The sequence below is a fragment of the Acinetobacter shaoyimingii genome, assembly GCF_011578045.1.
Lineage (GTDB): Bacteria > Pseudomonadota > Gammaproteobacteria > Pseudomonadales > Moraxellaceae > Acinetobacter > Acinetobacter shaoyimingii.
The window spans coordinates 1,294,025-1,306,107 of the sequence record NZ_CP049801.1 but is presented as its reverse complement, the minus strand read 5'-3'; the positions used below and the strand labels follow the sequence as shown (position 1 = coordinate 1,306,107).

General features: G+C 36.9%; 11 protein-coding genes. 8 read left to right on the top strand and 3 right to left on the bottom strand.

All coding sequences use genetic code 11. The features are described 5' to 3' along the window. Positions 1-397 precede the first annotated feature (397 nt). Positions 398-562 carry a hypothetical protein gene (locus G8E00_RS05830; RefSeq protein ID WP_166222609.1) on the bottom strand — a complete coding sequence of 55 codons (165 nt, stop codon included), beginning with the start codon at positions 560-562 and terminating at the stop codon, positions 398-400. A 352-nt stretch (positions 563-914) separates the two neighbouring features. Here G8E00_RS05830 and G8E00_RS05825 point away from each other — a divergent pair, with 352 nt between their 5' ends. After that, entirely contained in the window at positions 915-1,586 is a 672-nt protein-coding gene (locus G8E00_RS05825; protein ID WP_166222606.1) for a hypothetical protein, read from the top strand. Between the two features lie 89 nt (positions 1,587-1,675). On the opposite strand, the gene icd is transcribed toward G8E00_RS05825, so the two are convergent. Then, complete coding sequence (gene icd / locus G8E00_RS05820) at positions 1,676-2,932, bottom strand: NADP-dependent isocitrate dehydrogenase (RefSeq protein ID WP_166011560.1); 1,257 nt, start codon at positions 2,930-2,932, stop codon at positions 1,676-1,678. Positions 2,933-3,125: 193 nt separating this feature from the next. Here icd and G8E00_RS05815 point away from each other — a divergent pair, with 193 nt between their 5' ends. From G8E00_RS05815 to G8E00_RS05805, 3 genes are all read left to right on the top strand, one after another. After that, positions 3,126-3,917: an rRNA large subunit pseudouridine synthase E gene (locus G8E00_RS05815; RefSeq protein WP_166011562.1), complete on the top strand. Its 792-nt coding sequence runs from the start codon at positions 3,126-3,128 to the stop codon at positions 3,915-3,917. Between the two features lie 129 nt (positions 3,918-4,046). Beyond that, complete coding sequence (gene uraH, locus G8E00_RS05810; protein ID WP_166011564.1) at positions 4,047-4,445, top strand: hydroxyisourate hydrolase; 399 nt, start codon at positions 4,047-4,049, stop codon at positions 4,443-4,445. A gap of 144 nt (positions 4,446-4,589) precedes the next feature. Further along, complete coding sequence (locus G8E00_RS05805; RefSeq protein ID WP_166222604.1) at positions 4,590-5,288, top strand: hypothetical protein; 699 nt, start codon at positions 4,590-4,592, stop codon at positions 5,286-5,288. A 56-nt stretch (positions 5,289-5,344) separates the two neighbouring features. Here G8E00_RS05805 and G8E00_RS05800 read toward each other — a convergent pair whose 3' ends face one another. Continuing rightward, positions 5,345-7,048, bottom strand: a complete 1,704-nt coding sequence (locus G8E00_RS05800; protein ID WP_166222602.1) for a M61 family metallopeptidase — start codon at positions 7,046-7,048, stop codon at positions 5,345-5,347. A 178-nt stretch (positions 7,049-7,226) separates the two neighbouring features. Between G8E00_RS05800 and G8E00_RS05795 the strand changes: the two genes are divergently transcribed. The 4 genes from G8E00_RS05795 to slyD all read left to right on the top strand — a co-directional run bounded on the left by G8E00_RS05795 (position 7,227) and on the right by slyD (position 11,978). Further along, positions 7,227-8,534 (top strand): D-alanyl-D-alanine carboxypeptidase PBP6B, encoded by a 1,308-nt coding sequence (locus tag G8E00_RS05795; protein ID WP_227591402.1) that lies wholly within the window; start codon positions 7,227-7,229, stop codon positions 8,532-8,534. 298 nt (positions 8,535-8,832) lie between these two features. Beyond that, a complete protein-coding gene (locus tag G8E00_RS05790; RefSeq protein WP_166222599.1) occupies positions 8,833-9,846 on the top strand; it encodes an OmpA family protein in 1,014 nt (337 codons plus the stop codon). A gap of 228 nt (positions 9,847-10,074) precedes the next feature. Next, the gene (locus G8E00_RS05785; RefSeq protein ID WP_166222595.1) at positions 10,075-11,361 is read left to right on the top strand and encodes an NAD(P)/FAD-dependent oxidoreductase; all 1,287 of its coding nucleotides are present in this window, start codon (positions 10,075-10,077) and stop codon (positions 11,359-11,361) included. A 134-nt stretch (positions 11,362-11,495) separates the two neighbouring features. Beyond that, positions 11,496-11,978, top strand: coding sequence for a peptidylprolyl isomerase (slyD, locus tag G8E00_RS05780; protein WP_166222592.1), 483 nt, complete (start codon positions 11,496-11,498; stop codon positions 11,976-11,978). Positions 11,979-12,083 lie beyond the last annotated feature (105 nt).

Sequence of the window (12,083 nt, the reverse complement as noted above, 5' to 3'; positions counted from 1 at the left end):
GCCCTCAAATGAGGGCTTTATGGTTTTGAGAACCAGAGATGAAACCTATTTTTTACTCTTCTTGAGTTTTTTCTCAAGCTGTTTCAGTTTACTTTTATGCTTAGAGATTTTCTTTAAGCGTGCTTTGATCTTTTGCTTTAAAGATTTCGCAGCAGTAGCCATTTTTACTCCTTGATCACTCACTTATTTACCACAATATTTTCAACAATCCATATCTTAAAATTCAATGGTATAAATAAATCTTAAACCTTATCAAAGACATTATCTTATGATTTTAACGCTATCAAGATAGTCGTCAATCTTCCCTTAAATGTCTCATTTGTTATATTTACCGCATCATCACCCAACTGATTTTTAATCAATGGCTTTATAGATCATGCGTTAAATATGCACTGGGTTAACGTTGTTGGTTTTGTTTAGATTGTTGTTTCTGACCTTGTTGATCATTCTGTTGCTTTTGTTGATCAGACTGTTGTTGCTGTTGACGTTGCTGATCGTTTTGTTGATTTTGTTGGTTTTGCTGATTTTCATTTTGCTGGTTGTGTTGTTGTTGATTAGACATTTCATATCTCCACTGAATTTTGAAAATTGTTTCTGATATGCCGTACTATCGACCGACGACTCTTTCAGCATACGTGAACTAAAATATTTACCAAGCATACACCTGTATCAAATTACTGCAATGTAACTTTTTTAAAAATAAATGCTTATAAATCAATAAAAAATATTTTCCAATATTACCTAAATCACTTAATTCGAGTTCATGATCACTTAAAATTACTCAACTTTATCTAAAACGTACTAAACTCTTTTGCGCATAAGATTATTCACAAATCATGCTTTTAAATAATCAAAAAACATATTGGATGAACACTTCCAATTGACTTAAACACAATTTTTATAAGTACATAGATATGAAATTTTTTGCCACCACTTTATCTGGATTATTCTTCTTTTTCCCTGCTTTTCTTTTTGCTTATTATTTGGCTTATGCGTATGGCATGACAGAAGTTTTTGATCATTGGCCGATGGAATTAGGCGTGAATTATCCTGAGATTGTGTTTTTAGGATTCTTAGAATTTATTTCAGTCTTTTTAGATAAATTAATTATATTACTTAAAGTTTCCACATTTACGGTTATGTATTTTTTTGCATTATTTTTTGCTTTACTGATTGGTATTCATCCTAGTGCGCGAAAAAAATTTTGGAATAAGGTCGATTTCACTCATTTTAAATTGAACAAATATATTAAAAAAAATAAACCGAATTTGCTTAAAAGTATGAATAGTGTTCCAGCAGCAATTTATTTTTTATATTTCTTCTTCATGTTGTCTACCATCCCGATTATTGCCAAATACCAACAAGGTGACTCAGAATCCAGAGCTATACGTGAACAAGTACTCCATCAACAAGATTGCCAATACGATGAAGCATTCATCGTACACAATGATCAAAATATTCGTGTGAAAAAAATCTTATGCGGAAATAGTAAATGTTTAGTTCTTGATTTAGATAATAAACTGGCACGTGTCATTAGCCCAGAACAATATATTAGCCTAATTCACAGTTATGATCTAAAAAAATAAACCTGAATAAATCCGCATAATTCATCTTTAAATTCATATAAAAAGCCTGCAAAAATGCAGGCTTTTTATCTATAGCTACCAAATCAAGACTAATGATCCATATTTTGAATAATGGCATCGCCAAATTCAGAACAACGCAACAAGGTTGCATCTGGCATCAGACGTTCAAAGTCATAGGTGACTGTTTTGGCTTTAATCGCTCCTGAAATTCCTTTGATGATCAGATCGGCAGCTTCAGTCCATCCCATATCACGGAGCATCATTTCAGCAGATAAAATGATTGAACCTGGATTGACTTTATCCTGACCTGCGTATTTCGGCGCAGTGCCATGCGTTGCTTCATATACTGCAACAGCACCACCAATATTCGCCCCTGGCGCGATTCCGATTCCGCCTACTTCTGCGGCTAAGGCATCGGAAATATAATCGCCATTGAGGTTCAATGTCGCAATGACCGAGTAATCCGATGGTCGCATAAGAATTTGCTGTAAAAAGGCATCTGCAATCACGTCTTTGATTACGATATCTTTGCCTGTTTTGGGATTTTTGATTTTGACCCAAGGTCCACCATCAATCAGCTCACCACCAAAACGCTCCATGGCAAGCTCATAGCCCCATTCTTTAAAAGCGCCTTCTGTGTATTTCATGATATTGCCTTTATGCACAAGCGTGACCGAAGGCTTATCATTGTCTATGGCAAATTGAATGGCTTTTCGAACGAGACGTTGTGTACCTTCTTTTGATACGGGTTTTATACCTATGCCACAGTGATCTTCAAAGCGGATTTTGGTCACACCCATTTCTTCAATTAAGAATTTGATGACTTTTTTTGCTTCAGGCGAATCGGCCTTCCACTCAATCCCTGCGTAAATATCTTCGGAGTTTTCACGGAAAATCACCATATCAGTGAGTTCTGGATGCTGTACTGGCGATGGTACACCTTCAAACCAACGCACGGGACGGACGCATACATACAAATCTAATTCTTGGCGAAGAGCAACGTTAAGTGAGCGAATACCACCGCCTACAGGCGTGGTGAGTGGTCCTTTAATTGAAACCACATATTCACGTAGCGCTTCGAAAGTTTCTTCTGGCATATAGGAGCCATAAATTTTATTGGCTTTTTCACCGCAGTAAACCTCCATCCATTCTATGGAACGTTTGCCACCATAAGCCTTAAGAACAGCTGCATCGACAACTTTTTTCATGGTTGGTGTAATATCGACACCAATACCATCTCCTTCAATAAAAGGAATAATTGGGTTATTGGGAACATTCAAAGTTAAATCTGATTTAACGGTAATTTTGCTACCATCCATTGGTGCTATAATCTTCTGATAACCCATTCGATTGGCGCTCCTTTTTATGATTCTTTCTTAAAAATATTTGCCAATTAGCAATACTTTCGACTGTTCTTATCGCATAATAGTCTAATTGAATTCATCCATATTTTGAGATTTATATGGGAAATAACTGCATTTCACCATTGAATAAAACTCAACCAATTCTATATTTATCTAGATTAAAGAAGCATTTTTTATGAAAATCGTCATTTTAAACAAGCCCTATGACGTGCTCTCCCAGTTTCGTAAAGACGAAGCGCATCTGACTATGTCAGATTTTGTTGATGACCCAACGCTACGTTTGGCAGGTCGTTTAGATATGGACTCGGAAGGTCTAATCTTTTTGACTGACCACGGTGGTTTAAATCAATATATCACTAACCCTGCAAATAAAAAGTTTAAAACTTATGTTGTGCAAGTTGAAGGTGATGTGACCGAAGAAGCACTTGAGCAACTTCGTAAAGGTGTAGAACTTAAAGACGGTCTTACTTTGCCTGCCAAAGCCATTAAAGTTGAACAACCTGAATGGTTATGGGATCGTGATCCTCCTGTTCGTTTCCGTGCTTCTGTACCGACCTCTTGGATTGAAATTTCGATTTGTGAAGGTCGTAACCGCCAAGTTCGTCGTATGACCGCGGCTGTTGGTTTTCCGACATTACGTTTGATTCGCACTAAAATTGGTGCAATCGATTTGGTGCAATTGGGTTTACAACCGGGTGAAACCAAAGAGATTGAGCCACTATTGTATCCTGATTTCCAAAATGTTCCTGCTGAAGAACCGTATCGTTCTCGTTCTTATGTGAAAAAGCCAGGCGGTACTGGGGGTAAACCAATCCATAAAAAAGTCAATAAAGATGGTACTCCAAAGAAAAAACCATCTGGTACAAAGCGTATTTGGCAAATGGATGAAAGTGAAAAACCGCGTCGTAAGACCAATGGTACAACTCGTCCGAATACCAAGACTCCTCGTGGTCGTCGTGCACGTTAATCGTTTTGAAAAATTTTGAAAAATAAGGAAGGATGCTTAAGCATCCTTTTTTATTACATTTTTACTCTAGTTTTGCGTTTTTAAAGCTTTAAAATTGAAGCTGTAATGATTGATCGGATATTTACCACCATGAAACTACAGTTTGTTTCTGTTTTAGCACTGACGATGTCTAGTTTTGCTTTTGCTCAAAATCCTTTGAGCGTGCATGTTTTAAATACTGAAACAGGTTTACCTTCTGCAAATGTAGACGTGGTTTTAGAAGCGCAACAAGGCGATAAATGGGTCAAATTGAACGAAGACAAAACCAATGCAGACGGTCGTATTAGTGAGCTTTATCCGAAAGAGACTGAGTTAAGAAAAGGCGTGTATCGAGTCACCTTTAAAACAGGCGATTGGTTTAAAGCTCAAAATAAGCGCTCGTTTTTTCCAGAAGTCCCTGTTGTTTTTGTGATTGATGGAAGTCTTGAACACTACCATATTCCCCTACTTTTAAGTTCATATGGTTATTCAACTTATCGAGGGAGCTAAAATTTTTGTTTTAGATTCACAATATTCTAATTACTTTCAAAGCTCACAATAGTGAGCTTTTTTATAAAATTTAAGCAAACAATCCAATATATTTATTAATTATAATAACTTAGATATTCTATTTTCTAAATATAAGGATAATTCATGCAGATTGCTAAACAGTTTTTCATAGCTACAGTACTTGTCTCAATATCAACTTTTTTTTACTATTACTTTTATGCATGGAATGAGAATAAACTCTCTACTTATTGTCAAAAATATGTTAGTTTTGAAATTTTATCTTTATCTGAATTTTTAGCGCTTCTGACAGCATGGATTAGCCTGTATTTTGTACTTAAATCTTTAACATCTTGGAAAGAATCCTATATGTTTGAAAGAGCAATTATTGGGATTCAAAAAATTAATGAGCTTAACTTATTGGCCGATAAATATTATGTTTTCGTAAATCAACTATCTAATCAACTGCAAAGATATAAAGAAAATGAGCTACAAGGGTCATTTTATTTTGAAGAACAAGAGTTTGAGAAAAATATCAACGAACTTGAAATTTCCAATCATCAAGTTGAACTTAGACATTGGTTAGAAAGAGATAAAAATATTCAATACTATAATGAATTTCAAAACTTATTAGATCAATTCTCAACCATGCTTTCTAACGTTGAGAGTAACATAAATAATGCTCATTTGAGTGAACCTAATTATGGTAAACAATACGCAGACGAATCAGATATTAATCGAAGAAAGAAATCTATAGTACAAATCAAAGCAGCGGTAGAGCAATTTAACATTGACAAAAAAGCCTTTCAAAAAAGCTTCAACAAACTACATAAAAAAATTAATTAATAGTAAAAACCCATACCTAAGTATGGGTTTTACATGATTTTTTAATGCTCAGCAAATTAAACTTTAAGCCATTTTTCAACTTTAACTTGATCTTCAACTTTCAAATCAACTTCAGCCAAATCAGCACCAGAAGCATTCACTTCAAACTGCATCAATTCATCACGGCGGAAAGCAAGTACTGTGAAACTATCCTGCAACTTGGCATACTTTTCAACAAGTTTTGAAGTCGCTTTTAAACCATCGATTGCAATAATGACATCATGCGCAGAAAGCCCCGCTTGAGCACCTGCGCCATCACGACGAGCGCTTTGTACCAATACACCTTCAGGTTTATCTGTAACCTTTAAACCAAATGGCAAAGATTTGTCATTTTTCAAAACATAACCAAGACCAAACTCTGGCAATAATTGATCGAGTGGCAACTCATCTGTGGTATTGATCAAATGATTAATCTGTTCAAGCCAACTATCACCCGTCAATTCCTCACATAATTCAAAAATCGTGCGTTCATTGACCTGAATACCATTTTGCGCATTTTCATACAATTTACGCATCAAGGCATCCAGACTAGACCCACGTAGACGAAGACCTAAGTCCAAGCACAATGCCACTAAACAACCCTTGTTATAGTAACTTGTACCTGCATTATTTGAGTTTTCATCTTGGCGGTAGAATTTCACCCAAGCATCAAAACTAGACTCTGCAACCGTTTGAATCGCACGTCCAGGGTTTTGCAAATAACGGTCAATCTGTGCTTTGAGTAATTTTAAATAGCTGTATTGATTGATCACACCACTACGGAGCAAAATCAAATCATCGTAGTACGATGTAAATCCTTCAAAAATCCACAATAAAGAGGTATAGCCTTCTTTATTCAAATCATAATTGACGAAGTTTTCTGGACGAATGAATTTCACCAGCCATGAATGGAAATATTCGTGGCTACATAAACCTAAGAAACGTTGATAATCCGCTGAAGGCTCTTCAGGTTCATTGGCTTTAGGCAAGTCATCACGTGGCGTAATTAAACTTGTGCTGTTTGGATGTTCCAAACCACCATAGCTATTCCCTGTCGCCATGGTCATAAAGGTATAGTTTTCAAATGGCGCTGTGCCAAACATTGAAATTTCGGTCGCACAGATTTTTTCAATATCTTGCTTCATGCGCTGTTCGTTCATCGCATGTTTGCCTGACACCACAAATTCATGCGGAATGCCATTCGCTTCAAAGCTAAAACGTGTTTGTTCGGCAAGCTCAAATGGCGCATCAATCAATTCAGCATAGTTTTTTGCTTTTAAGGTATAACGCCCTTTCACCAAGCTTTTTGCAGTCATTCCAGTCGCCAATTGAAAATGTTTCAACTCATCTGGAAGGAACAATTCAACTTCAATCGGGCTTTCTTCATGACCTTCTAGACCTAAACAAGCACAGGCTGGATTGACATATAAACGGGTTTGATCGACGTAAGCACCTCGAACTGATAAATCATAAGCATATACATCATATTCGACGGTCATCAGTTCAAAGTCAGTATTGAATAGCTGCCATTTATTTTTTTCATTTTTGCGAATTTGTAACAAACGGCCATCTTCATCATATGCACGGACATTTTCAATATGTTTGGAAAATTCACGAATAAGATAGCTACCCGGTATCCACGTCGGTAATGAAAGAACTTGGGTCGGTTGTGCGACAAAGCGGACTGTGACGTGTATAAGGTGCTGACGGTAATCGTCAAATTCAATCTGATAATGCAACATAATATGTGGTAAAAATACTAACGAGATGATTTGTACTTAGATTAGCACTTTTTTATAAATTGATGCGCTGTTAGTATCAATTCTCAGCAAATCTCACTAGCGAGATGAAAAAAAAAAGCATAGCATGCGGTATATTTTGTAGGTTGTGCCATCGGATCGGCTTGTTAAGGAACCCTCGTTGAAAATCTTCACGTTAGTTATACTCTGTCTCAGCATTTTTTGTTCCACACTTGTGAATGCTGCTCTGCTCAATATCGATCCGATGACTGTAGAAGCTGAAGCTTTTACCATTTTAGATCCACAGTCTGGTCAAGTCATTGCTGAAAGCAATAGCCACGTTCAACGTGCTCCTGCATCGTTAACAAAAATGATGGTGGCGTATATCACATTGAAAGAAATTCAAGCTGGGCATTTAAACAAAAATGAAATTTTAACAGCGACTCCAGTGGTGAATATGGTGCAATGGGATGAGTCTCAAATGTACCTAAAACCGGGTGAACAAATTAGTATTGATCAGCTTTTGGCAGGTTTAGTGGTGATGTCTGCCAATGATGCTGCGGTGACATTGGCTGAACGGATTTCTGGAACTGTGCCAGCATTTGTTGCGCGTATGAACAAAGAAGCACAAGCCTTGGGCATGAAAGATACGCATTTTGCTAACCCCCCTGGCATTACTATGGATGATCATTATTCTACAGCTCATGATTTAGCCTTACTGGGTCAAGCTTTGGTCAAACAAACCCCTGATTATCTGAATTACTCAAAACAGCAAAGCTTTGTCTATAACCAACGCTTTCACCGTGCCACCAATATTTTGCTGAAACAAGACAGCTCAGTGGATGGTTTAAAGACAGGTTTCACCCGTGCTGCTGGTTTTAACTTGGCACTGACCGCTGCTCGACCAAGCAATAGCATGGATGTACCCAATCGACGTTTGATTGTGGTGGTGCTAGGTGCAAAAAGTGGTTTAAAACGGGCTGAAATGGCACATAAATTATTAAATGTCGCCTATAACTACACGCGTGATGAAATCGCCATTAAAGACAAGCAACTCATTGCAGAGCTTCCTGTGGTGAAATCAACATTGAAAATGTTCAAGGTTGAAGCCAAAAAGCCACAAATCATTACCACATCATTATATGCACCAAATGCAATTATCGATCTGACAAAATTTGACAATGCACTGCAACGTGTTGCTCAAGTGGATGCTTATGGTTTAACCACTTATGTTGAGCCTCTGCAACAGACACAAACACGTATGGATGTAGAGTTAAGTACACAATCACTCACAGCACCAATGAAACAAATGATTCAATTGGCAAAAGTGAATGTTTACCAAAACAACCAATTGATTCAAACCTTAACCATTCAAGATGATGTCGATATTGAAGAAGCAAGTTGGTTTGAGCGTTTGATTTCATGGTTTAAAAATCTAATCCCTTTTAGCTCAAGCCATAGCGAACAAGCTAAAACCTATCCGCTTTAATTTAGATGGCAATCAAAACAATTAACGTTTGATTCAATCAGAAAGGAGATCATTCAATGATCTCCTTTTTTATATGTATAAATTATCTCGTTGCATAATTTTGTTGAATAATTCTATTCAATATTCCTGTTCAATAATTCTATAAAACATTGCTTGGCTTGATTGGCTGAATCATGAGCTACAAGACTCAGTCTATTCAAAAATTTTACCAATTATATACCTTTTACCTCAGGCTTATTTTTTATACTTTCTACATAATTCATCACATAATCTATTCATACTAATAACGGTTCAGCATATGAAAATTAAATCGCTTCTTATTTTAAGCTTAAGTTCTTTTTGTCTGATTTCTTGCGCCAAAGAAAAACCAGCTCCTGTAGATACACATACAAGTTCTGAGGCTGTTGTGGCGAGTCAACCCGCCGTTGAAGAAATCGATACGACGGAATTTAAAGTTGATACACTTCCGACCATTGCAGTTGACTCATCAGCTTATCCTTTTATACAACTACCCACCATGTATAAGGCTCAAGATGAAGAAACCATTGAGTTCGAAAAATTCTACTTTGGCATAAATGGTAAACCGACGGCACTAGAAGGCAAACTGTATACTTTTGGTATTACCACACAAAATAGCGAAACCAAGTTTTCTGATACTTTAATGATTCGTAGCTTTCAGGAGCAAATGCAAAAGTTAGGTGCGAAAAAACTAAATGATCAAGAAGTGGAATACAAACTTTATGAAGTAATTCCTGACTATGTAGAGAAGAGCTTTACCAATATTGGCCTTCCAACACATACATATGGTTTTAAAACCAAAGATGGTAAAAACTATGTGATTCAATTGGGTTTGAATGGTCCAGCCATCGCAGTGATGGAAGTCAAACCATTTGATATCGAAACTCAAGCGATTGTACCTTCAAGCACGTCAGCATCTACGAACTCGAAAGACTTAGCCAAAAGTATTGCAGATACTGGTAAAGCAACGGTACATATCAATTTTGCAGTCAATGATGCAAAGATTGAAGCATCTAGTCAAAGCGTGATTGATGAAATTTCTAAACTTTTGCATGACAACAAAGATCTTAAAATTGAAATTCATGGTCATACTGACAATACAGGCAATGCACAAAACAACCTAAAACTGTCAGAAAAACGTGCACAATCTGTTCGTGCTGCTTTAATTGAAAAGAGCATTCCTGCAGATCGTTTACAGGCCAAAGGTTTTGGTCAAAATCAGCCAGTAGCAAGTAATGATACTGAGGATGGCAAAGCACAAAACCGTCGCGTTGAGCTGATCAAAATTAATTAATCCACTATTCATGTTCTCTATTCATGTTCGAGTGTTCAGCAAATTAAGCCCTTCTATTAAGAAGGGCTTTTTTAAGAATGAAGTGTGAAGTCCTTATAATATTAAAAGTCATACAAAAATTAGGTCTTTGATTTTTAAATAAACATTACAATTTTTTTGCTTCTTTTTAATTCAATTCCGTGCATATTAGTAGGGTTTTATATTTACAACAAAAAATAAGGTTTAAAGATGTCAAATCTTCATCATATTGTCGTGGTTGGTGGTGGTGCTGGTGGTTTAGAACTGGTGACACAATTGGGTGATAACTTAGGTAAATCAAAAAAAGCGAAAATCACCTTAGTCGATCAAAATCTCACTCATATTTGGAAGCCCTTATTGCATGAAATTGCTGCAGGCACCATGAATCCCAATGATGAAGAAACCAATTATTATGCGCATGCAGCCAAACATCATTATGAGTTTGTTTTGGGGCGTTTCGAAGGTCTAAATCGTGAAGCGAAAACCATTCAACTCAGTAAAACCCAACATTCTAAATACGGCAACCAGTCAGATGAATTTGAACTCAGTTATGACACGCTCATTTTAGCTGTTGGTTCTGTGTCTAATGATTTTGGGACGCCAGGTGTCAAAGAGTACTGTCATTTGCTTGATAGCCGTGAACAAGCGGATATTTTCCAGCAAGATTTATTGCACTTGTATTTAGATGCGCAAAATAACAATACTGACCGTGAACTTCATATAGGTATTATTGGTGCAGGTGCAACGGGTGTTGAACTTTCAGCTGAACTCGTTCAAGCAAAACAAAACTTTTATAAATATGGTTTAAATAAAATCCAACCTCAAAATGTCAAAATTACCCTGATTGAAGGCGCAGATCGAATTCTGCCTGCCCTGTCTGAAAGTATGGCTGAACATAGTGAAAAACAACTGAAGAAAATGGATGTAGATGTCCTAACATCAAAACGTGTTGAAAAAGTTGATGCCGATTTTATTTACTTCAATGATGGCACACGCATTCAAGCAGAACTGAAAGTTTGGGCAGCAGGAATTAAAACGCCGAAAGTCATTCAAAACTTAGAAGGCTTTGCGAAAGATCGTATGGGACGTCTTGAAGTCTATGCGACGCTACAAACCAAATCTGATCCGAATGTCTTTGCCTTTGGTGATTGTGCGCATTGTATTTTGGATGCACGTGAAGCTGCACTTGGTCCTCGTGCGCAAGTGGCAAGTCAAGAGGCTGCATTTTTAGCTGAAGCGATGAAATATCGTATACAAGGCAAACAGCAACCGATGTTTGTATTCTCTGATAAAGGATCACTGGTTTCACTCAGTGAAAATAAAGCGGTTGGAGAGCTTTTAGGTTCAGTGAACGTACAAGGTTTCGTCGCAAAGTCGATGTATGTATCGCTTTATCGTTTACATCAGGCTACGATTTATGGTTATACTCATGCAGGATTACTGACAGCAAAAGATTTTGTTACACGTAAACTGATGCCGAAGATAAAATTGCATTGAAATTTTACAATTCGCCCTTATTAATGAAAAAATCATCAAAAAACTGGATATATGCTTTTTTTTGCTAATTTTAGTCTACAAAAATTGTATTTCACTTTATGATGTCCCCTTAAAATTTTGAATGGATCATTAACATGACAGTTATTGCAAATAACCTTGTGGTTTCTTTTAACTATAAATTGACTAATGCAGAGGGTGAAACTCTCGATCAATCTCAAGGTGAACCACTAGCATATTTGCACGGTGCTGGTAACATCATCCCTGGCCTTGAAAAAGCATTAGAAGGCAAAGCTGTTGGCGATAAATTCACTGTAAACGTTCCTGCTGCTGAAGGTTACGGCGAATACAACGCTGACTTAGTTCAAGAAGTGCCTAAACAAATGTTCCAAGGTGTTGAAAACATCGAAGCGGGCATGCAGTTCCAAGCGCAAACTGAAGATGGCGTTCAAATCGTGACTGTTAAGTCTGTTGAAGGCGACAACATCATCGTTGATGCAAACTTCCCACTTGCTGGTCAAGACTTAACATTTGACGTTGAAATCGTAGAGATTCGTGAAGCAAGCCAAGAAGAACTTGATCACGGTCATGTTCACGGTGCAGGCGGTCACCACCACTAAGATCAACTGATCTTGAGTGAATAAAAGGCAAAGTGAAAACTTTGCCTTTTTTATGTATTCATAAAATTACATCTTTAATCTTATGGACGTATATTTCATTCAATA